Origin of the sequence: Alteromonas sp. RW2A1 (genome assembly GCF_001886475.1) — a bacterium.
Lineage (GTDB): Bacteria > Pseudomonadota > Gammaproteobacteria > Enterobacterales > Alteromonadaceae > Alteromonas > Alteromonas hispanica.
The window spans coordinates 1,411,533-1,434,614 of sequence record NZ_CP018031.1 but is presented as its reverse complement, the minus strand read 5'-3'; the positions used below and the strand labels follow the sequence as shown (position 1 = coordinate 1,434,614).

The following is a 23,082-nucleotide window of genomic DNA, read 5'->3' as shown; positions in this document are numbered from 1 at the left end:
TGTGGATTTATTGTGCGATCGTTATTCTGAGCGCCTGGTGTACAAACACAGCTTCGCAATCGTTGCGAGAACAGCAGGATATGCTTCAGCAGGCTGCAGACGGTGCAGTAACTGACTCACAAGAAACCACAAAATCCGTCGATACATCGGTCATTACCGAACTAGGTGATGAATACACAAATTCCATAGAACTATTAAAAAACCGCTTTCGCATCGATTACAATGTCGAAGAAATAACTATGGTATTTTTTCGAGAGTATGGCTCCGCACCGGTTGTACTTGTTCGCCCAGATGGCTCAAAATTATTTCAGGGTAGAGTGGATGAAGAGCGAGTAGAGTGGTACGACTCAGACTCTTTCGACATGATCACCATTAAAAATCCCGTACCAGGCCCTTGGCAAGCAGTCGGGCAGGTACTTCCAGAAAGTCGAATAATGGTTGTTTCTGATGTGGAGTTAACCGCCGAACCACTTCCAGACTTACTTTTTTCTGGTGAAATTCTAAAATCCACCGCGTATTTAACCAATGGAGGTAAAGCCATTGATGTTAATGAGTTCCGAAACGTGGTAGATGTTGATATCGAATTTATCAGCACAAATAACGCTAATTACGATAATTTCGGCGCCACTGACGAACTCATAGCCACGTTCAAAGATAATGGTTTGGGCATGGATGAGAAACCCGGAGACGGAATTTTTACCGGGCAATTTAACTTAAAAATTGCGCCAGGAGAGTGGAAGCCGGTCTTTAGGGTTACCACTCCTATGGTCACCCGAGAGCAAGAGGGAACGCCCATTATTTTAGAGGAGAACCCGGTTGCTATTTCAGTGCAATTAGATGACGGAAATATTGGGTATCACAACTTTATTATCGATGTAGACAGAGAGCTTGTTGAAATTCAGTCACTGTTAGTCGACGGCAAAGTGCGTTTTCCTAATGGCGATACACAAAATTTTTCGCTTACCGAAGGTGGCGATCAAGCAAGGGAATACCAAATCATAGCGTATGAAAAAGGTGTTTTTCGTGTGAAGCTAACCGCATACGGCACCACAGTTAATGGTAGAGACTTTATCTTAGACGTACCTGAATATACCTTTTTAGGTAAAGGGCCCGTAGAACCAGAAGTTGAAGATCCGCTGGTTTATGGAGAAGATCCTATCGTTGATGGCAGTGCGCCACTGCTTGGTGAGCAGCAAGAAATCGCTAAAAGTATGCCAGAGCAGACTAAAGAAGACGAAATCGACTCAGACACGTTTATACTTTTAATTGTTGCGGTTAATGGCTCTATCATCGTTCTAGGTCTTCTGGCTGCAGGTATCATCATTATTATGCGCAAGAAGAAAGCGTCGCCAGTTGCGCCCAAGGCAAAAACCAAAAAGGCTGACATAGATGATTCTTCGTTAGTGTTAGACGAGAAACCGAAAGGGCTTAAACGGTTGTTTGGGATGTTTAAAAAGAAAAAACAAAACGAAGGCGAAAAGTAATTTTCGCGAGCTTTTTAAAACTCTGTCAAAATCCGTTTTTAATTTGTTCGTCTTGAGCTTTATTTCAACATAATGTTTATTTAACAGACAAACAAACTGCAGATGACAATTTTATTGAGAAAAAGCATTGACTCCACATTGGGGAATACGTATTATCTGCGCCGCAGTGAGGGCACGGGGTTACAGCAATCCAATTAACTCACTGATAACATTGAAGATGTGGAGCGGTAGTTCAGTTGGTTAGAATACCGGCCTGTCACGCCGGGGGTCGCGGGTTCGAGTCCCGTCCGCTCCGCCACTTTCAATGATATAGCTAAAAGGTCTTCGGAGCGGTAGTTCAGTTGGTTAGAATACCGGCCTGTCACGCCGGGGGTCGCGGGTTCGAGTCCCGTCCGCTCCGCCATTTAGCTATACAATAAAGCAACACAAAGCAATCTCGATTATGTGGAGCGGTAGTTCAGTTGGTTAGAATACCGGCCTGTCACGCCGGGGGTCGCGGGTTCGAGTCCCGTCCGCTCCGCCATTAATCGATAAATTGTGTCGCGTTATTATTTTACCCATTGTGTGGAGCGGTAGTTCAGTTGGTTAGAATACCGGCCTGTCACGCCGGGGGTCGCGGGTTCGAGTCCCGTCCGCTCCGCCATCAATGGTAAGCAAGTCTTCAAATTCTCCCACTCAATTTCCTAATCTATCTTTTCACTCACGTTTCAGCATCGTTGAGAAAGTCAATTACCAATTTCACCTGTCTAATTCACCCGCCTAGGCTTGATAAATCTTCGGATGTAACCAAGTGCCCTATATAGCATCGTGAATACGGTGAGTTTCCAAACGAATTATGTTGTCGCACTAGATAAAAGCCTCAATTCATAAAGCCCACGAAAAGTGGTTTATTTAAACAATAAAGACATTACTTTTCTTGTTTAAAGCTTAATGAAAACCATAAATCTGAAACGTTTCTAACAAATGTTTAATCTCTAAAAGCGTTTATTAGACACAAAGTTCAAGTGTTTTTTTCTGCGATTAGTCTACGATGCTCAGTTGATAATCATATTAATTTTTGCGCAAGTTATGACACGTCCGAACACAAATAATTATTTTTTGGCCGACAATGCTAAAGCAGTCTTCGCATCCTTATTGTGCGTAATTGCAGTCACTCTATTACTTGCCTTAATCACCTTCTCTTTTGTTAAAACGCAGGAGGAGGCGCGCGCTCGACAAATCTTAAATAATGTTGGCATGGTATTTCGAGATGCGGAGTTAACGCTCGACCACCTAAATAGCCTTGCGTTTAAAGTATGTAGCGATGAACACTTGTTTGAAATGAGAAAAACCTTGTTTCGCTCTCGCTTTGTGAAAGAAATTGGATTCTACGAGAACGATAAATTATCCTGCAGCACCTACCTTGGTATTCTAGATACCCCCTTTGAGGACGCAAAGCCAGACTTCGTTACAGCACTAGATGATATTTTTTGGATAAATACACCTCTTCAGTTATTCGAGCAAAGGTCTACGGGCACTGTAGTGAGAAGAGGGCGTTACAATGCGGTATTAGATATGAACAGCGTTATTGGCTTTAGTAACGCACAAGACTGGCAGCTTTTTTATAACGGCGACAAATTCTACCCGATGGCGGGCAATCCCACACTCATTAATAGAACTTTGAGTAATGAGATGCTGGCGAAGCCTCAACTCTTCTCTCTTAATTTTATTTTGTGCAATAAAACGTATTCTCATACGTGCCTAAAAGTTGTCCCAGACTACAAACGTCTTATGAACCTTCATGCCGGTAAATTGTTTTTATTTTTCCTAATCATGCTAATGACGGCAGCATTTTCCCATATGGTGACGTTTAATTTCCTTCGCCGCAGACGTTCAATAGAGTATCGAGTTAAAAAAGGGCTGCAACAGGGGAGTTTCTTCTGCGTTTATCAGCCCTTCGTCAACCTTCGTACTGGACAAGTTATTGGATGTGAGGTGCTTAGCCGTTTTGAAGATGACTTTGGCGTTATATTTCCAGATGAGTTTATTCCGTACATAAAATCTCTTGATAAAACCTGGGAGTTCACCCTTGATATGATCAAAAAGTCGATGTCGGAGCTTACAAGTAATCCTGATATTCCAGAGGGATTTAAAGTTTCTTTCAATCTTTTCCCAGTAGACTTCACTCGTAACGGTTGCTTAGATCTCGACTTTGTTCAAGCGCTCAACACTAAGCAGTTTAAACTTGTCTTAGAAATTACAGAAGATGAGCAAATAGCAACCCAAAGTGCTGTAAAACATATTAAGTCGCTAAAGAGCAAAGGGTTCTTATTCGCTATCGATGACTTTGGCGTAGGCTATTCTAATTTAGGACAGTTGCAAACATTGAGTTGTGATTACCTCAAAATAGATCGAAGCTTTGTGATGGAAATGGAAGAGCACAGCATTCGTTCGTCTCTTATTCCTCATATCGTCAGTATAGCCGAGGGGCTCAACGTGAAGCTTATTGCAGAAGGTGTGGAAAACAGTGAGCAAGCGAAAGAGTTGCGTAGCTTGTCAGTAGGCTTTGGGCAAGGCTGGCTTTACGGTAGACCTCAATCGGTTGAAAATTTGGCGGAGTGCGTAAAAAGCAACGTCTAAATTATTGAATGGCTTTTATTTTCTATTTGGTGTTGCTGGTGTTTAACGGTAACATTTGCACAAAGAGAAAAAGAGCAGAAAAAACGTATGCAAGATGTGCTTCGTTGCCACAATATTCATAAAAGCTACCATGACGGTAGCAATGTTACCCCCGTTCTCCACGATGTGTCGCTGTCTATCAATGCCGGAGAGCACGTGGCTATCCTAGGAAGCTCTGGCTCGGGTAAAAGTACTTTGCTGCATTTGTTGGGCGGTCTGGATACGCCTAGCAGTGGAGAGGTTCACTTCAAGGGAAAATCTCTTAATTCTCTAAGCGCGAATGCATTGGCAACGCTTCGCAATGAAGAAATGGGTTTTATCTACCAATTTCATCATCTGTTGGGTGAGTTTTCAGCATTAGAAAATGTCGCTATGCCGCTTCGTATTCGTGGTCTTTCTGCGTCAGCAGCGCAAGAAAAAGCGCGGGCTATGCTTGATGAGGTCGGTTTGTCACATCGTTTAGACCACCTTCCAGCAGAGATGTCTGGGGGCGAGCGCCAACGTACAGCGATAGCACGAGCCTTAGTGACAGAGCCTTCTGTTGTGCTTGCCGACGAGCCAACTGGTAATTTGGACGACACGACGGGCGATCAAATTTACAAACTCCTTACTGCTCTGAGCGAGCAAAAGCGAACCGCTTTTGTTGTTGTAACTCACGACATAAGCCTCGCTAAAAAGATGGACAGAGTACTGCGTATAAAAGACGGTAGGTTAGTTCAGTCTAGTGCCGAAGAGGTCTAGGGCGCATGTTTGCATTTGAACTAGCCAAACAGTTTCGTAAATCCGGCTCTCAGCAGCGTTTTATTTCATTCATTTCTATGTCTTCTACCGTTGGTATCGCGCTAGGATGCTTTGTTCTCATTTTATTACTCAGTGTTATGAATGGCTTTGAAAAGGAGCTTACCAGCAGGATCTTAAGTGTTATTCCTCATGGTGAACTATACAGTGTTGATAATAGGGGCATTGATAATTTGGAGGCCCAGCGTTACCGTTTAGAGCAGGACAAGCGGATAGCACGCATTACGCCTTACACTAAACTTACCGGTATGCTGCAGTTCAAAGGTGAGCTAAAGGCCGTAGAGTTAACGGGTATTATTCCTTCAGAAAACACTTCTCAATACAAAGAGCGAGTAACAGATAAACAGTGGGCAGCGTTTACGGCTGAACCAAAGGGGGTCTTAGTTGGTCAGGGAATAGCAGAGAAGCTTCAGCTTTCCGTTGGCGACCCTATACAGGTTTTGGTGCCAGTGACAACAAACGACTTATCGTTTAAAGCACCTAAAACTGTTTCTTTAATTGTCAGTGGTTTTTTATCAATAGGTGGCGAGCTAGACAACTTAGTAGGACTAATGCATCTTGATACAGCGTCAAATGCCGCAGAATTGCAATCTCGTGCACAAGGACTTCAATTTACATTTTATGACGCATACTCGGCCAACACCATAATGCGCGAGATAGGCTACAGCTACCCTCAAGCTGTTTACATGTCTGATTGGACGCGAACCCAGGGCCACTTATATAACGACATCCAGTTGGTAAGAGCAGTCGTGTACATAGCGTTGATTTTAGTTATTGGGGTGGCGTGCTTTAATATTGTGTCTTCCCTTGTTATGGCAGTAAGAGAAAAACAAGCAGCTATCGCAATTCTAAAAACGATGGGGGCTACAGACGCATTAATACGCTCAATATTTATTTTTCAGGGCGCTATCAACGGTGTTGTAGGTATAACGGTTGGTGTGGCTTTAGCGTTACTTGTCACCCCCAATTTATCATCTATTGTGTTATTCGTTGAAAATGCGTTAGGCATTGAAGTGCTCTCAGGCGATATCTATTTTATCGACTTTTTACCCTCAGAACTTCAATGGCAAGACGTGTTAATCACAACTTTTGTGGCCTTAACCTTGTGTATAATGGCAACCTTATATCCCGCACAAAAGGCGGCGAAGATCTCGCCCTCATCCTCGCTTCACTAATAAGCATATTACCTTTGAGCCCGATTTCTATTTAAAAATAAGGCTTCGAGGAAACAAGAAAATCGAGAAAGGGCTTTGAGATAAATGACCATAAAAAAGGTAGCAAAATAGCTACCTTTTTTCGTTTCAGTCTTCCCTGCTTATATTCTTTGCTGGGCAGAGGGGCGTTTTACTTATTGCGTTCGAAATGCTCGAAGTCAACGTCTTCTTGCTTTTCGCCTGCGTTAGGGTCGTTAAATATATCCTCATCTAACGCGCCTTCGCTTTTAGCCACTACGCACGACACCATACAGTCTCCTGTGATGTTTACCGCGGTACGGGTCATATCTAGAAGTCTGTCTACACCAATAATAAGTGCAATACCTTCCACCGGTAAATTTACCTGCTGCAGCACCATGGCAAGCATTATAAGACCCACACCTGGCACACCTGCCGTGCCGATTGAGGCTAATGTGGCGGTAAGTACTACCATCATGTAATCGCCTAAACTCAAATCGACAGCGTAAACCTGAGCGATAAATACGGTGGCAACACCCTGCATAATCGCTGTGCCATCCATATTTATGGTAGCGCCTAATGGTAACGTGAAGGACGACACGGAGTTCCCTACACCTAGCTTGTTTCTGGCAGTCTCCATTGTAACAGGCAGTGTTGCACTGCTGCTTGATGTACTAAATGCAAACAAAGCAGCGTCGCGCATTTTTCTCAGTAGCGTAATAGGGTTTAGACCAGCTAGCACTTTCAGCAATACTGAATAAGTCACTAATCCGTGCAAAATAAGTACGCCAAATACCAAGAAGAAATACTTAGCTAAGCTAAGAATAGTATCGCCACCGATAGTCGAAAACAGTTTGGCCATCAGCACGTAAACGCCATAGGGTGCAAGGTTCATGATAATAGTAACAAGGCGCATGATAACGGTGTTGATGTCTTCAAACACTGCGGTTAGGCGCTTGCCTGCGCTTCCCGTCATTGCCATTGCTATGCCAAATAGCACAGCAAAAACAATTATTTGCAGCATATTCCCTTGTGCCATAGAATTGATTGGGTTACTTGGGAACATATTGACAATAACATCAGACAGGCTTGGCGCTTCTTTTGCCTGAAAGGTTGTCTCTGTTGTTAAATTTAGTCCTTCGCCTGGCGCAATAATTAGGGCTATACTCATTGCCAGTGTTATCGCAATCGCGGTTGTGACAACATAAAGGCCAACCGACTTTGCGCCTAAGCGACCAAGCTTACTGGGGTCAGATAAGGTACTTGTTCCGCAGATGAGCGAGACGAATACCAATGGCACTACCAGCATTTTCAGGCTGGCAATAAATATTTGGCCTAAAGTTGAAAATATACCTTCTACAAGAATGTTATACGTAGAGAGCTCTAAACCGAATATCGAAAATGTGAAATCTCCGCTATCATCAAACAATAATTGGAGAAACACGCCGGTTAAGATACCGGTTGCCATGCCGATAAAGATACGGGCGGTTAAACTATACTTGTGTGCAGATTGAGACATGAAAGTTCCCTGTGCATTATTATATTTTTTAGTCTTCCGTAGTGTGCCAGATTCATTTGATTTTTAAACATAAAAAACGACGCAATTGCCATTAATAGAGGTTCAGGAACGAATTATGCGGACATTAGCGAAGACGCTAAGCTTATTTAGCGCAATATTTATGCTAACAGCATGTGGGGGAGGCGGTTCTGTCTCAAGAAACGATACGGACAACGGTACTGGTAACGGTGGCGGTGGAACCACTACGCCAACTTATACAGTTTCTCTCGCTCTAGAGAATGCCAATGGTGAAAGCGATAGCAATTTATCAGAAAACAACAGCCTCACCGTTGTAGCCACAGTCACCGATCAAGACGGTAATGCACTGTCTGATAGCTTAGTGACGTTTGCGCTGGACAATGCCGCGCTGGCAACCTTTGCCAATGACACGGGCACAGCACGCACCAATGACAGCGGGGTAGCGCGTATAGGCCTTAATGCCAGTACCGCCTCGGGCGACGGCCAAATTACTGCTAGTCTGAATACTGGTGAAACTGGAACGACGACATTTTCGGCAACCGCTGCAACAACGGGCTCTACAGAATCTTCCGTATCACTGATATTGCAAAATAGTGACGGTGAACAAGACAATGAGCTCTCTACAAACAATGCACTTACCGCTGTAGCGACGGTTACTGACGCAGACGGGAACCCTCAAGATGACATATTGCTAACTTTCTCACTTAGTAACAGCGACTTGGCAGAGTTTTCAAATGACACTGCAACTGCACTGACGGACGAGAATGGTATTGCGTCAATTGGTATGGCGGTAAGTGACTTGTCTGGCGATGGTGAAGTTATCGTGACGTTACCAACGGGAGAGTCAGATTCTACTACGTTTAGTTCTTCAGGTCGTACTAGCGTGAGTGAAGAGCCGGCTTCGCTAGAGCTATTTGCAGATAGTATTCAATTAGCATCAAGCGGAAGCGATGAAGTTGAATTAATCGCACTGGTAAAAAACGAGCAAAGTGTACTTATGGAAGGTGTGGAAGTGAGTTTTTCTGCACCCAGCGAAGATGGTGTTGAACTGCAGCTTATTCAAACTACTACAGCGGCAGATGGCACTGCTCGCGCTCTTCTGTCTACGCGAAACAACGCAGCTAATCGTATAGTAACCGTTTCGGCACAAGCAGGTTCGCTAAGCCCAGAAAACGTTTCTATTGAAATCGACGGAACCGAAGTTACGGTAAATGGCGCTTCATCAGTTATTTTAAACGATATGGTGAATTACACCATTCGTGTTCAGGATTCTGACGGCACTTCAATACTCAACCAAACTGTTCAGCTTGAGGCCAGCGGCGGTTCACTTGGCGCATCAGAGGTAAATACTGGCTCCACAGGTCAAGCGACAGTGTCATATACTGCGACTAACTCGGGTGAAAATACCATTACTGCAACTGCGTTAAATGCAAGCGCTACGTTTACTGTTCAAGTACAACAGGACGAATTCAATTTCGTAAACCTTCCTACTGAAGAAGTACCCGTAGGTCAACAGCAGTCCATTACGGTGCAATGGCGCCAAAATAATGCACCGGTAGTGGGTGAAGATGTAACCTTTAGTGCTTCTCGTGGCGTGATAAGCGGTGCATCAACGGTGGCAACAGATGCAAACGGTGAGGCTACGATTAGCATAAGCTCTACGAATGCTGGTATTTCATCTATCACGGCTACTGCAACAGATGGAAATGGCGATGTGCTTGTGTCTGCGCTAACGCAAATTGAGTTTGTTGCTACCACGCCACATACACTCATTGCTGATGCGTCACCAGATTTATTGGGTCCAGATGGTCAAACTAGCACTATCAGTGCGGTAGTGAGAGACGTAGACGGAAACTTGGTGAAAGACAGTGTCGTCAACTTTACTGTGTCAGACGTTTCAACTGGTTTTGTCTCGCCTTCACAGGCTACCACTGATAGTAAAGGTATCGCTACTACGGTATTTACATCAGGATCTGTATCAACACCTGATGCAGTAGTTATTACGGCCTTTGTGGCTGATGATCCTGCAATAGAAGATGATGTTGTGCTAACTGTTGGTAACCGAGCGTTTGATATATCTATTGGTACCGGTAATGAGCTGGAAGAGCCAACCTCTACAACCTATTTGAAACGTTTCAGCGTGTTTGTATCAGACTCTGTAGGTCAACCCGTTAGCGGTGTCGAACTTACTGCATCTGTTACCCCAGTGAAGTTCGTTGATGGCGGTGAGTATCGCACCGGCTTTTGGGTTTACAATGATGAAGAGTCGATTTGGCAGGCTATCGTGAACCAAAGGTGTGAAACAGAGGATGTTAATGACAACGGCATTTTAGACACAACGCCTCGTCTTGAAGATACCAATGGTGATGGCACGCTTACGCCAGGTTCAGTAGGAACAATCACATTTGCGGTAGACTCAGTGACAGATGAGAATGGCTATGCAGAACTTGAGTACCGATACCCCGCAAGCTATGCGGTTTGGTACGATGCCGTTATTTCTGTATTCGGTCAGTCTACGGGTAGTGAAGCAAAAGCATCAATGCATTACACATTAAGCATTTCTGCTGATGATGTAACTGATGAGGGGTCATCTCCGCCTGCCAATCCGTTTGGCGTAACAGACCAATGTACTGAGGTGACTCCATAATATCGAGGTAGTGGAATTACGATATGGATTCAACCTTTTACGCATCAACAAAGCCGGCATCAATGCCTGTCTCTTGATCACAAGTCGATATCAAGAGACAGGGCTAGCTCATAGCCTTCAAGGATGGTTTGCAGTTTGAACCATCCTTGCCATATGACTTTCACCCAATGAGTTAAGTGAAAGATCTGATCAGAGTTGGAAGGAAGAGTTCAAAAAAATCCCCACTAATTACTTAGTAGGGATTTGTGTATAAGAGACAGGCATCAATGCCGGCTTTGTTATATCAGATGAACGCTTTAATGATAGCTGTGTAAGCCTTTCAGATTAGGTTGTTAACCCTGCTGGAACGGATACACCGATCCTAGCTGAAGTATTTGCGTCAGCTCGTCAAGGGCAGTGCGAGATTCAATCAGTAGCTGCGGATCTCTTAAGTCATCTTCGCTTAATTCATCGCGATAATGCTTATCTATCCATGCATTTAGTCGCGCGAATTGTGCATCGTTTATCAGAGTAGACTGATTTACGCCGTTCAGCTCTTCTTCACTCATTGCCACACGCAAACGCAAACACGCCGGGCCGCCACCATTTCGCATGCTTTGTTTAACGTCAAAATAATTTACCGACTTTATTGGCGTATCCAGAGTGACAAGATTGTCTAAATAGGCTTTAACTGACTCGTTCTCAGCACAGTCGGTAGGCGCAATAATCGTCATTTCACCATTTGGCAGAGTAATAATTTGCGTATTAAACAAATAGGTTTTCACTGCGTCTTGCACAGACACTTTCGCAGTAGGCACTTCAATGAAGTGTAGTGGCTTGTCACCAAACTTACGTTGTAGCTCAGCAAACCCTTTTTCCTTTTCGTGAAACGCTTGTTCGTGGAAGAAGAGCACGTTTTGATTGCCGACAGCGATTACATCGTTGTGAAATACACCTTGGTCAATCACATCAGGATTTTGCTGCATGTAAACAACGCCTTCGTCCCTTAGACCATGTAATCTAGCCACGGCTTGGCAGGCCTCTAAAGCTTGTCTTGCTGGGTATTTTGTTGGTGCAGGCTTTGACGGGTCAAAAGCATGTCGGCCATAAACAAATAACTCAACTCCTGCTTCGCTATAATCGTTGCACAAACGAGTATGGTTCGCAGCACCTTCGTCGCCAAAATGGTCATTATCTGGCAAGTGTTGGTGATGAGCAAAGTAGGTTTCATTGGCAAACGTACCGCGCAAAATGTTGCCGGTAACTTGCGGTTCTAAAGACCTGTGAAACTTGTTTGTTAAGTTTGCAGGGGTAAAATGCACTCGTCCATCTGCCGTATCGGCACTAGGAGACACAGTGGCGGCATTTGCAGTCCACATGCTACTAGCAGAGCAACATGCTAAAAATATCTCGCGAGATTGCTTTGCAGCGCTTTCTAGTACGCGTGCATCAGTGCCTGAAAAACCTAATCGACGCAGTGCGTTAATGTCAGGGCGTTCTTGCGGTGCCAATACGCCTTGCTTCATTCCCATGTCTGATAATGCTTTCGCTTTTGCTAACCCTTGTTTGGCTGCTTGCTTTGGGCTACTTACCGCATTGGCGTTGTTGAGAGAAGCAACATTACCGAATGATAAACCGGCATAGTTGTGGGTTGGGCCAACAAGGCCATCAAAATTCACTTCAAATTGCTTCATACTTTCCCTCTATTTGGTGTTTGGGCATTTGAACGCTACGCTGTATAGTTCTAGGCATTCAGCGAGGCGTAAAACAATCGCGCTTTTTTATCACCAGTGCTCATTTAACGATTGATAGGAGGCGCCGGTGTTAGTGGAATGGCTGGCATTATACGGCTTTTAAAGGCTTTGCCAATCGTACTGGTTGTTTCTTGTACAGTTTTTGTGTGAGATTGAAGCAAGCGAAAGAATAAGTATGAAGAAGATCTTGTTTTCCATTCACTTTGTAGATATATGTTAAAAAAGAGCGCGCACCCTATATATAGTGCAAGGTTGCATCAATTTTCGGTATTTGACGTAATAAGTCATTTAAAATCAATAGGTTTAGTTCAATTATATGGCAAAATCACTGGTCATAGTCGAGTCACCAGCCAAAGCAAAAACGATAAATAAATATCTCGGTAAAGATTTTATCGTAAAAAGTTCGGTTGGCCATGTTCGGGATCTTCCAACGAAGGCGTTAGGCAATGTAGAGCCTAAAAAACCGGCAAAAGAACTCAAAACATACAGCGAAGAAGCGCGGCAAGAATATCTTCGTCGACATGAATATTTAAAGCTTGTAGACCGAATGGGTGTCGACCCTGAAAAAAACTGGCATGCGCACTACCAAGTGTTGCAGGGCAAAGAAAAAGTTGTCAGTGAGCTAAAAAAGTTAGCCAAAGATGCAGACACCATCTATCTCGCAACCGATTTGGATCGCGAGGGAGAAGCTATTGCTTGGCACTTACAAGAGTTACTAGGCAGCAAGGGTAAAACTTATCAACGTGTGGTTTTCAACGAAATCACTAAAAATGCCATTCAAGATGCATTCTCAGCCCCTGGCGAACTGAATATCTCTCGTGTAAATGCGCAGCAAGCACGACGTTTCCTAGATAGAGTTGTAGGCTTTATGGTGTCGCCCTTGCTTTGGAAAAAAGTGGCCCGAGGGTTATCTGCAGGTCGTGTTCAGTCTGTTGCAGTGCGTTTGGTGGTAGAGCGTGAGCGGGAAATAAAAGCTTTTGTACCGGAAGAGTTTTGGGATATTCACGCCAACCTTACCAGTCAAGAAAAAGCGGCTTTAAAAATGCTGGTTGCCAAATATCAAGGCAACGCATTTAAACCCAAAAATAAAGACGAAGCCGATAAGGCATTAGCCGATTTAGAAAAGGCCGATTTTACGGTAGAAAGTCGTGAGTCTAAGCCTACTCAGAGCCGGCCGTCAGCCCCGTTTATTACGTCAACGCTTCAGCAAGCAGCAAGCACGCGCTTAGGGTTTGGCGTGAAGAAAACAATGATGATGGCGCAGCGGTTATACGAGGCGGGATACATCACCTACATGCGTACAGATTCAACAAATTTGAGCCAAGAGGCCGTTGAGAGTGCACGCAGCTATATTACGGATAACTTTGGCGACAAGTATCTGCCGGAATCGCCTATTCGCTACGGGAGTAAGGAAGGCGCACAAGAAGCTCACGAAGCTATACGTCCTTCAAATGTTACCATTAGTGCTGCAAGCCTAGGTGATATGGAACGAGATGCTCAGCGTCTTTACGAGCTAATTTGGCGTCAATTCTTAGCCTGTCAGATGACACCGGCCAAATACGATGCAACAACAATAAAGGTAGTTGCGGCTGATTATGAACTCACCGCAAAAGGGCGAGTGCTAAAATTTGACGGTTGGACAAGTGTTCAGCCCCAGTTACGCAAAAAGGGTGACGATGAGCTATTGCTACCCGATGTGCAAAAAGGCGATTCTCTAACGCTCAATGAATTAGATCCAAAGCAGCACTTCACCAAGCCAGTTGCGCGCTTTAACGAAGCATCTTTGGTAAAAGAGCTCGAAAAACGTGGTATTGGCCGTCCGTCTACCTACGCGAGTATTATCTCCACTATCCAAGACAGAGGCTATGTTCGCTTGGAAAACAAGCGTTTCTATGCTGAGAAAATGGGTGAGATTGTAAACGATCGTCTTATGGAAAACTTTGACGATTTAATGAGTTACGATTTCACGGCCAACATGGAGCAGCATCTCGACGATATAGCCGAAGGTAATAAAAACTGGAAAGATGTTCTCAACGATTTCTACAGCGATTTTTATGGCAAATTACTCAATGCTGAAAAAGATCCTGAAGAGGGCGGTATGCGCCTCAATCAAGCAATTCCAGCTGGCATTGAGTGCGATAAGTGCGGACGAGAAATGAATGTAAGAACAGCATCCACAGGTGTGTTCTTAGGATGTTCGGGCTATAACCTTCCCCCAAAAGAGCGCTGTACAAACACCATGAACTTAACGCCTGGCGATGAGGTAGTGAAAGTTGATGATGAGGAGGAGTTAGAGACCGAAGCTCTGCGTTCAAAGAAACGCTGTCCTAAATGCGGTACAGCCATGGACAGTTACCTTGTTGATGAAACAAGAAAACTACACGTTTGCGGTAACACGCCTACCTGCGAAGGTACCGAGATTGAAACGGGCACGTTTAAAATTAAAGGCTACGACGGACCTATCATTGAATGTGACAAGTGTAGCAGTGATATGGAGCTTAAAAACGGTCGATTCGGTAAGTATTTCGGCTGTACTAACGAAGAATGTAAAAATACCCGTAAGTTACTTCGAAATGGCGAAGCTGCTCCACCGAAAGAAGATCCCGTGGATCTTCCGGAACTGCCCTGTGAAAAATCGGACGCCCACTTTATGCTACGCGACGGGGCGTCGGGTATTTTCTTAGCGGCTCACAATTTCCCAAAGTCGAGGGAAACACGTGCTCCCAAAGTTCACGAACTTGCTCGCTTTAGAGACCGAATTTCGCCTAAGTTCCATTATCTTGCTGATGCACCACAAAAAGATTCAGACGGTAATGAAACAATAGTGCGCTATAGCCGTAAAACAAAACAACAGTACGTTATGTCTGAGAATGACGCGGGCAAGGCGACTGGTTGGTCGGCATGGTACGAAAACGGTAAATGGCAAGAGCAGGCACCTAAAAAAACTGCGGCTAAGAAGCCCGCAGCTAAATCTAAAGCCAAAAAGAAGCAACTTAATAGGTAATTGAACGATATATGGCATCTCTACAAGACCAACTTTTGAAAGCGGGTTTAGCAGATAAAGGAACTGCAAAGAAAGCCCGTGCTGAGAAGCGTAAAAAGCAGAAGCAGAAAAAGCCTGTTGTTGATGAAGCTACTATAGCAGCGCAGCAGGCGGCTGAAGAGAAAAAAGCGCGCTCTCGCGAGCTAAACCAACTGCAGCAAAACGAGCGAGAAAAGCGCTCTATAGCAGCTCAGGTTAAACAGCTTATAGTCACCAATAAACAAGAACGCAAAGGCGATACCGTACTTAACTTCACTCATGATAACGTGGTGAAGCGGATGTACGTAAGTGCGGATATGCACCGTCAGGTGACAAAAGGTCGATTGACCGTAGTGTTGTTAGATGATGCCTACGAGCTGGTGCCAACGCCGGTGGCCGATAAAATTGCGCAGCGAGATGAAAGCTTTATTGTTTACCGAGCTGATTTAGATAAAAGCGGTAATGATGGTAAGGATGAAGCGGAGGATGATTGGTATGCAGACTATGAAATCCCCGATGATTTGACGTGGTAAGTTACTTTCCTCTTCATAATATGTCGCGTTGGAATTTACCTTTTTGCGTTAGCTTACACAGTCAAACAACAAAATTGAGGCTTCATGATCACCTGGATCTGCAGTAAGTTCGACGAGCTTAGTACTCACCAGCTTTTTGATTTGCTAAAACTTAGGGTAGATGTGTTTGTGGTTGAGCAAACATGTCCCTACCCAGAGCTTGATGAAAAAGACAGGCATCAAGAAACTCGTCACTTAATGGGTTTTGTCGATGGCAATTTGATTGCGTGCGCTAGGTTATTAGCGCCTGGCGTTAGCTATCCGTCAGCAAGTATTGGGCGTATAGCTACCCATAGTGCTCACCGCAACAAGGGCGCAGGCAAGTTGTTGGTAGATAAAGCCATAAATGAATGCGATGTATTGTGGCCTGACGCGTCTATCGAGATAGGTGCACAGGAATATTTACTCGAATTCTACAAGAGCTTTGGCTTTGTCCCCACTTCGGTAATGTATCTTGAAGATGACATTCCGCACGTAGATATGAAACGAGACTGAGTAAATTTAACCAACTTTAAGCCGACTTAAGCCTTATAAACATCCTAAAAGCCCAATCGTCAAATTGGGCTTTTTTGTTTGCCCAGCGAAGCTGGCAAACCCGTCAGGTTGAAAGAAACCTGAATCACCCTGACTGAGGGGAAGATAATCCGAATGGCAAGGGCGCACTTAGCAAGTGATATGAAGTATGCAGGAGCCGTATACGAGGCCCGTACGTACGGTTCTGTGAGAGGGATGAGGCGCAAGCCTCACCCTACTCGATGCGTTTTTAGGCATGCTGTATAAATGAAAATAGAAGAACAACAATTATTCTCCAACATTAAAAAAAGTCTGATGCAGTCACAGCATCAGTCTGTAATCACTCAGTGCAGCAGTTTACTCAGCCCCAGCGCAGACGAAAGCGGTGCAAATTCTGACACTGGCTTGAGTGCTGAGGCAAAACGTGAGGCATTGTATTTACTTGCTGTGGCTTATCGATTGTCTGGAAATATTCAAAATGCTATTTCGACACTTGATAACTTAGTGTCTTTATATCCAGATTATGGACGGGCATTCCAGGAGTTGGGTTACTGTTATTTAAAGTTTGATGGTAAAAAAGCTGCTCATAGCTTCTATCAAGCAACGTGTTTTAACCCAGCGTTACTTGCGTCGTGGCAGCAGCTAGAAAAGGTTTACAAAAAAGACAAGCAAGAACAAGCGCTTTTACTCTGTCAGCAGCAAATTCAATTTTTATCCTCATTACCCAAGCCGTTGCTTGGTGCTACTGATTTAATGCATGAAGGCCAGCTTCACAAAGCTGAGCAAGTATGCCGTCAATTTCTTTCTGCCAACAAACATCATCCAGAAGCAATGATGCTGCTAGCAGAGTTAGGTATTCAGTTAAAAGTGTATAGCGATGCAGAATTCTTATTAGAAAGCTGTGTAGAGATGTACCCAGAAAATGATAGAGCAGCCGCTTCGTTTCAAAGTCTTTTGTCTAAAGTTGGTAAGTTTCCAGAAGCCGTTGAACTTGCAAAGAAACGCCTGGCCCAAAGCCCTGATAACTTTACTGTACAGGTATCGCTAGCCCATGCGTTAGTAGGTGTAGGTAAGTTAGATGATGCGATAGCAATATATCGTGAACTATTGGCTAAAAATGGCGACCGCCCCGGATTATGGGTGGCGCTAGGCCACGCATTAAAAGCAAAGGGCGAGCTGCAAGAGGCTGTTTCAGCTTACGAAAAATCTACTCGCTATGCGGCAGATTTTGGCGATGCCTATTGGAGTTTAGCAAATACCAAAACCTATCGTTTCGATGATGAAACTATAGAGAAAATGGTGGACCAAGAATCTTTAGAGTCGACTAAACTGGATGATAAAATTCATTTATGTTTTGCCCTTGGCAAAGGCTATGAAGACAGAAAAGACGCAAAAACTGCTTTTCATTATTACCAAAAAGGTAACTCACTCAAAAAGCGCACCATTCAGTTTGATATAGGCAGAACCGAGGCCGCATTAGACGCTCAGAAGCGCGCGTTTTCTCAAAGTAGCTTCAACAATACTCAAGGGTGCCAAGCCCCTGATCCTATTTTTATCGTCGGCCTTCCTAGAGCAGGTTCAACCTTACTTGAACAAATACTTGCGTCGCATTCTATGGTAGATGGCACTATGGAGCTTCACGATATCTTAGGAATAGCGTCGTCGTTGAGTCACAAGAAAACGCCTTATCCGTTTAATGTCACAGAATTAGACGATGATGCCTGCAGAGCCTTAGGGCAGAAGTACATAGAACAGACACGTGCTTACCGACAAGGAGCGCCGTTCTTTATTGATAAAATGCCGAATAACTTTATTCATATCGGGCTAATCAAAAAGATTCTGCCTAATGCGAAGATTATTGATGCGCGCAGAGCGCCAATGGACTGCTGTTTTAGCGGCTTTAAACAGCTATTTGGCGAAGGACAGGAGTTTAGTTACGGTCAAGAAGATATCGGCCGTTATTACGTGGCTTACGAATCGTTATTGGACCATTGGAAAGCAGTATTGCCTAACCAGGTTTTAACGGTTCAACATGAGGATGTACTTGAAGATTTGGAAGGGCAAGTAAAAAGGCTGCTATCATTTTGTGGGCTGCCCTTTGAAGAAGCGTGTCTGTCGTTTTACGAGACAAAACGTGTGATAAAAACTCCAAGTTCTGAGCAAGTTCGTCAGCCAATCTACAAAACTGGAATGCAGCAGTGGAAGCCTTTCGAACCTTATCTTGATGAGCTTAAGCAGGCGCTTTCGAGTTAACCTTTTAGGCTTGCGTTTGTCGGTTAACGCATTAGATAACAGAATAAGTAACCGCGTTAACCGACGATAAAAACCTTATATTAATATTTACGGCGTTTTAATCCTGTCTCGGCCAAGATTTTGGCCGAGATTTCTTCTATTGAATACTTTGTACTATTGAGAAACGGGATCTTTTCTTTCCGGTACAAGTTTTCAACTTCTCTTAGTTCCATACGGCATTGCTGCATTGATGCGTATTTACTATTTGCTCTTCGCTCAGAACGTATTTGGTGTAAGCGCTCTGGCTGTATAGTTAAACCAAATAGCTTGTTTTTATATCGCCTTAAAGCAGGCGGTAACTTAAGCATATCCCCCATATCCTCTTCGGTAAAAGGGTAGTTGGCAGCTTTTATCCCAAACTGAAGGGCTAAATACAAACTTGTGGGCGTTTTACCCGAGCGAGATACGCCGGTAAGAATAATATCGGCCTCATCATAATCTTTTAAATTAGAGCCATCGTCGTTAGCAAGTGCATAATTTACCGCTTCGATACGAATATCGTAGGTGGTTTCATGAATACTGTGGGTGCGATGTTTTTCCGGTTTAGACGGTACTCCGAGCACTTTTTCGAGCGGCGCGACAAATTGGTCTAGAAAATTGTAATTGATACCCACTGATTTCGAGATGATTTTGCGAATATCTACATTCACAATTGTATAAAAAACGAGCGGCCTTTCTCCGGTATCTTGAAAACTTTCAGAAATTTTCTCTAAAACTTTGTAAGCGTGTTCCTCAGTTTCAACGAATGGAATGGTGTTGTGGTTAAACTCGACCGGAAATAATGAGAGCAGGGCGTGTCCAAACACCTCTGACGTTATGGCTGTACCATCTGAAATATAAAAAGCTGTTCGCACAACATATCCTTAACATTGTCGTAATTTAATTACAGAATTAATAAAGAGTTTACATTCTTAATAACCCCATTCTATGATGATTTCATCGAAAAGCCAGATGCTTATCGCGAATGACGTTTATAAGTTGAATATATCTGTCGGCGCGTTTATTACTCTGCCAATTAACTTTCGATTAACGAATTGATTCATTCCAGATAATAAAAGCAATAAAATCTGGAATTAACCTCATACCCTACACATAAAAAAGCGGGAGGCTTGGGCTGTGCAAGATTACGTACTTTGGTATCAAGAACTGGGCATGCACGATGTGGGTCGCGTAGGCGGCAAAAATGCATCATTGGGCGAGATGATTTCAAACCTTTCAAACGCCGGTGTGCAGGTGCCAGGTGGCTTTGCAACAACCGCTGAAGCATTTAATGCATTTTTAGAACAAAGTGGATTGGAAGCGAGAATACACGAAACGCTTGATGCGTTAGATGTAGATGACATTGGTGCGCTTACTGAAGCTGGCAAGAATATTCGCCAGTGGATTATCGATACGCCGTTCCAACCTGAACTGGAAGAAGCAATTCGCGAAGCCTTCGTTACGCTCCAAGGCGATGCGGGTGACGAAGCCTCTTTTGCAGTGCGTTCATCTGCAACAGCAGAAGATATGCCAGATGCTTCGTTTGCGGGTCAGCAAGAAACCTTCCTAAACGTGAAAGGCTACGACTCGGTAATGATAGCGATAAAGCATGTATTTGCCTCGCTATTCAACGACCGTGCTATTTCTTATCGCGTACACCAAGGTTACGACCACAAGGGCGTTGCGCTATCTGCAGGTATACAACGCATGGTGCGCAGTGACATAGCCGCTTCAGGCGTTATGTTCACCATCGATACCGAGTCTGGTTTTGAAGACGTTGTATTTATCACAAGCTCTTACGGCTTAGGTGAAATGGTAGTGCAAGGTGCGGTTAACCCAGACGAGTTCTATGTTCACAAGCCAACCCTTGATAAGGGATTGCCTGCCATTGTGCGTCGTAACATTGGTAGCAAACTGACTAAAATGATTTATTCCGATGACGAAGCTCACGGTAAACAAGTCTCAATTGTCGATATCGAGCCAAGCCAAAGCAAAACATTTTCTTTGTCAGACGACGAAGTGATGGAGCTTGCAAAACAAGCGCAAATTATTGAAAAGCATTATAAACGTCCTATGGATATTGAGTGGGCCAAAGACGGCGTTGACGGAAAGCTGTATATCGTTCAAGCACGTCCGGAGACTGTTCGTAGCCGTGAAGACTCTCAGAGTATTGAGCGCTTCCAACTCAAGGGGCAAAGCAACATCGTTTGTGAAGGCCGAGCCATTGGTCACAAAATAGGCGCAGGCGTTGCCAAGGTACTTGGCTCTATTGAAGAAATGGATAAGATCCAGGCCGGAGACGTTTTAGTTACCGACATGACTGACCCAGACTGGGAGCCAATCATGAAAAAAGCCTCGGCCATTGTAACCAATCGCGGTGGACGTACATGTCACGCAGCTATTATTGCCCGAGAGCTTGGTATTCCTGCTGTTGTAGGCTGTACCAATGCAACAGATAGCATTGCTAACGGAGACAAAATTACAGTGTCTTGCGCCGAAGGCGATACAGGATACATTTACGGTGATGAGCTTGAGTTCGATGTAGTGACTTCACGCATTGATTCAATGCCAGATTTACCACTTAAGGTGATGATGAATGTGGGTAATCCAGATCGTGCCTTCGATTTTGCACGTCTTCCTCACGCAGGTGTTGGTCTCGCTCGTTTAGAGTTTATTATTAATCGCATGATTGGTGTACACCCTAAGGCACTGCTTAATTTTGACAGCCAGCCTGAAGAGTTGAAAGAAGAAATAACCGACATGATTGCGGGTTATGAATCACCTACTGAATATTACATTGAAAAACTAGTTGAAGGGATTTCTTCGATTGGTGCCGCTTTTGCACCTGAAAAAGTAATTGTACGCATGTCAGACTTTAAGTCGAATGAGTATTTCAACCTTGTGGGCGGTTATCAATATGAGCCAGATGAAGAAAACCCGATGCTTGGTTTCCGTGGCGCTAGCCGTTATATTTCTGAAGATTTCAGGGATTGCTTCGCGCTAGAGTGTGAAGCGATAAAACGCGTTCGAAACAAAATGGACCTAACAAATGTGGAAATTATGATCCCATTTGTGAGAACGGTGGAAGAAGGACGCAAAGTCATTGAGTTGCTTGAAGAGCAGGGGCTTAAGAAGGGCGATAAAGGCCTGCGCATTATCATGATGTGCGAATTACCCTCTAATGCACTTCTTGCCGACCAGTTCTTGGATATTTTTGATGGCTTCTCTATCGGTTCCAATGACCTTACACAGTTAACGTTAGGTCTCGACCGTGACAGTGGACTTATTGCTCATTTATTTGATGAGCGTGATGAAGCAGTAAAAGCGTTGCTGTCAATGGCCATAGGAGCTGCCAAGAAACGTGGTAAATACGTCGGAATTTGTGGTCAAGGGCCATCAGATCACGAAGATTTTGCAGCATGGCTAGTGGCCGAGGGCATTGACTCTGTATCACTAAACCCAGATTCAGTTGTTGAAACCTGGCTATACCTTGCTGAGAAGCATGGTTAAATGCACATCTACAAAAGTATTTGCTTAATACGTTATGAAAGCCGCTCTTAAAGAGCGGCTTTTTTGTTTGCCCAGCGAAGCTGGCAAACCCGTCAGGTTGAAAGAAACCTGAATCACCCTGACTGAGGGGAAGATAATCCGAATGGCAAGGGCTCACTTAGCAAGTGATATGAAGTATGCAGGAGCCGTATACGAGGCCCGTACGTACGGTTCTGTGAGAGGGATGAGGCGCAAGCCTCACCCTACTCGATGATTGCTCTATTTTTGACCCCAGTGAGCAAAGTTCAGTATCCACTGGCTGACTTTAGTGTTTTAAAACTTTTTGAGTTTTCTCATAAGCATAAAGCGGTCTAGTTTTTTGGCACCATAGGCCATGGACTTCTGGCTTATTTTCAGCCAACCTCGTGCTCGGGGCCAATCGTAACTTAGAAGAACCAGCCCTGAAATCACTAGGAGTATAGAGCCTGGCAATAGTGTAAGGATAATGCCACTGATGAGTAGCAAGGCACCAAATGTGAGACGTAAAGCTTTCATTTTTGCGATGTCCTCAAGAAAACGCGCACTTAAATGCGCCAAGCTTTATATACTGTGTCTATTCGCGCCAGTTGCCAAGGCTTAATATGTAACCATTTGTATGCGATGCATACGATGCGCAAGAAATACATGAGTGTAAACGTGCGGCTAATGCAGTCAGTGAATTTGTTCTACGTCGGGAAATGGGAATTGCTTTGCTTCGCATTGCAGACGCTGGCGGGGAACGCCGGCGTCCATAAAAACTCTACCGTATGGCTTGAACCCTAGGGAGCGGTGGTAGGAAACACTGTCGAGGTTACACACTACGTTTATCTTCGGAAAAGACTGCTTTTTAGCACAGTCAATTAATGTTGCAAACAAGGTTTTATATACCAGCAGTGTACGATGGTTGCGATTTACCGCTATTCGTCCAAGCTCTCCAGTTTGAGTAAGCCTGCCGGTAGCTATTGCCTTGTCGGCATCATCAAACATAACGACATGCGTAGCCGTTTCGTCCTGCGAATCAAATTCATTGGTTTGCGGAATTCGCCACTCTACAACAAAAACGCTTTCTCGCAGTGATTGAACAAGTACCTTTCCTTGTTCCCAATCGACGGCTCGTACCGTAAATGTCATAGCTTAGAGTGCCTCG

At 44.2% G+C, this 23,082-nt stretch carries 15 protein-coding genes and 4 tRNA genes; 14 read left to right on the top strand and 5 right to left on the bottom strand.

The window, feature by feature from the left end; genetic code table 11:
- Positions 1–80 precede the first annotated feature (80 nt).
- The 8 genes from BM528_RS06450 (at position 81) to BM528_RS06415 (ending at position 6,115) form a co-directional block, all read left to right on the top strand.
- Positions 81–1,484, top strand: a complete 1,404-nt coding sequence (locus tag BM528_RS06450; protein WP_156844096.1) for a TIGR03503 family protein — start codon at positions 81–83, stop codon at positions 1,482–1,484.
- 221 nt (positions 1,485–1,705) lie between these two features.
- Positions 1,706–1,782: transfer RNA gene (locus tag BM528_RS06445), tRNA-Asp, on the top strand.
- Positions 1,783–1,810: 28 nt separating this feature from the next.
- Positions 1,811–1,887, top strand: a tRNA-Asp gene (locus BM528_RS06440).
- 43 nt (positions 1,888–1,930) lie between these two features.
- Positions 1,931–2,007, top strand: a tRNA-Asp gene (locus tag BM528_RS06435).
- A 43-nt stretch (positions 2,008–2,050) separates the two neighbouring features.
- Positions 2,051–2,127, top strand: a tRNA-Asp gene (locus BM528_RS06430).
- Between the two features lie 425 nt (positions 2,128–2,552).
- On the top strand, positions 2,553–4,103 hold the full coding sequence (locus BM528_RS06425; RefSeq protein WP_071981193.1) for an EAL domain-containing protein: 1,551 nt from the start codon (positions 2,553–2,555) through the stop codon (positions 4,101–4,103).
- An 87-nt stretch (positions 4,104–4,190) separates the two neighbouring features.
- A complete protein-coding gene (gene lolD / locus BM528_RS06420) occupies positions 4,191–4,883 on the top strand; it encodes a lipoprotein-releasing ABC transporter ATP-binding protein LolD (protein WP_071979177.1) in 693 nt (230 codons plus the stop codon).
- Positions 4,884–4,888: 5 nt separating this feature from the next.
- On the top strand, positions 4,889–6,115 hold the full coding sequence (locus BM528_RS06415) for a lipoprotein-releasing ABC transporter permease subunit (RefSeq protein ID WP_071979176.1): 1,227 nt from the start codon (positions 4,889–4,891) through the stop codon (positions 6,113–6,115).
- Between the two features lie 169 nt (positions 6,116–6,284).
- Here the strand turns inward: BM528_RS06415 and BM528_RS06410 are convergent, their stop codons facing one another.
- Positions 6,285–7,631, bottom strand: a complete 1,347-nt coding sequence (locus BM528_RS06410) for a dicarboxylate/amino acid:cation symporter (protein WP_071979175.1) — start codon at positions 7,629–7,631, stop codon at positions 6,285–6,287.
- A 115-nt stretch (positions 7,632–7,746) separates the two neighbouring features.
- Here BM528_RS06410 and BM528_RS06405 point away from each other — a divergent pair, with 115 nt between their 5' ends.
- Entirely contained in the window at positions 7,747–10,296 is a 2,550-nt protein-coding gene (locus tag BM528_RS06405; RefSeq protein WP_071979174.1) for an Ig-like domain-containing protein, read from the top strand.
- A gap of 332 nt (positions 10,297–10,628) precedes the next feature.
- On the opposite strand, the gene astB is transcribed toward BM528_RS06405, so the two are convergent.
- Positions 10,629–11,969: an N-succinylarginine dihydrolase gene (gene astB, locus BM528_RS06400; RefSeq protein ID WP_071979173.1), complete on the bottom strand. Its 1,341-nt coding sequence runs from the start codon at positions 11,967–11,969 to the stop codon at positions 10,629–10,631.
- 376 nt (positions 11,970–12,345) lie between these two features.
- On the opposite strand from astB, the gene topA reads away from it, so the two are divergent.
- From topA to BM528_RS06380, 4 genes are all read left to right on the top strand, one after another.
- A complete protein-coding gene (gene topA / locus BM528_RS06395) occupies positions 12,346–15,033 on the top strand; it encodes a type I DNA topoisomerase (RefSeq protein ID WP_071979172.1) in 2,688 nt (895 codons plus the stop codon).
- An 11-nt stretch (positions 15,034–15,044) separates the two neighbouring features.
- Positions 15,045–15,584 (top strand): DUF2058 domain-containing protein, encoded by a 540-nt coding sequence (locus tag BM528_RS06390; RefSeq protein ID WP_071979171.1) that lies wholly within the window; start codon positions 15,045–15,047, stop codon positions 15,582–15,584.
- An 84-nt stretch (positions 15,585–15,668) separates the two neighbouring features.
- The gene (locus BM528_RS06385) at positions 15,669–16,118 is read left to right on the top strand and encodes a GNAT family N-acetyltransferase (RefSeq protein WP_071979170.1); all 450 of its coding nucleotides are present in this window, start codon (positions 15,669–15,671) and stop codon (positions 16,116–16,118) included.
- A 285-nt stretch (positions 16,119–16,403) separates the two neighbouring features.
- Positions 16,404–18,389, top strand: coding sequence for a tetratricopeptide repeat-containing sulfotransferase family protein (locus BM528_RS06380; RefSeq protein ID WP_071979169.1), 1,986 nt, complete (start codon positions 16,404–16,406; stop codon positions 18,387–18,389).
- A gap of 80 nt (positions 18,390–18,469) precedes the next feature.
- On the opposite strand, the gene ppsR is transcribed toward BM528_RS06380, so the two are convergent.
- Complete coding sequence (ppsR, locus tag BM528_RS06375; RefSeq protein WP_071979168.1) at positions 18,470–19,282, bottom strand: posphoenolpyruvate synthetase regulatory kinase/phosphorylase PpsR; 813 nt, start codon at positions 19,280–19,282, stop codon at positions 18,470–18,472.
- 262 nt (positions 19,283–19,544) lie between these two features.
- Here ppsR and ppsA point away from each other — a divergent pair, with 262 nt between their 5' ends.
- A complete protein-coding gene (gene ppsA / locus BM528_RS06370; RefSeq protein ID WP_071979167.1) occupies positions 19,545–21,917 on the top strand; it encodes a phosphoenolpyruvate synthase in 2,373 nt (790 codons plus the stop codon).
- 312 nt (positions 21,918–22,229) lie between these two features.
- On the opposite strand, the gene BM528_RS06365 is transcribed toward ppsA, so the two are convergent.
- On the bottom strand, positions 22,230–22,451 hold the full coding sequence (locus BM528_RS06365; protein WP_071979166.1) for a PGPGW domain-containing protein: 222 nt from the start codon (positions 22,449–22,451) through the stop codon (positions 22,230–22,232).
- 156 nt (positions 22,452–22,607) lie between these two features.
- Positions 22,608–23,066: a GNAT family N-acetyltransferase gene (locus tag BM528_RS06360; RefSeq protein ID WP_071979165.1), complete on the bottom strand. Its 459-nt coding sequence runs from the start codon at positions 23,064–23,066 to the stop codon at positions 22,608–22,610.
- Positions 23,067–23,082 lie beyond the last annotated feature (16 nt).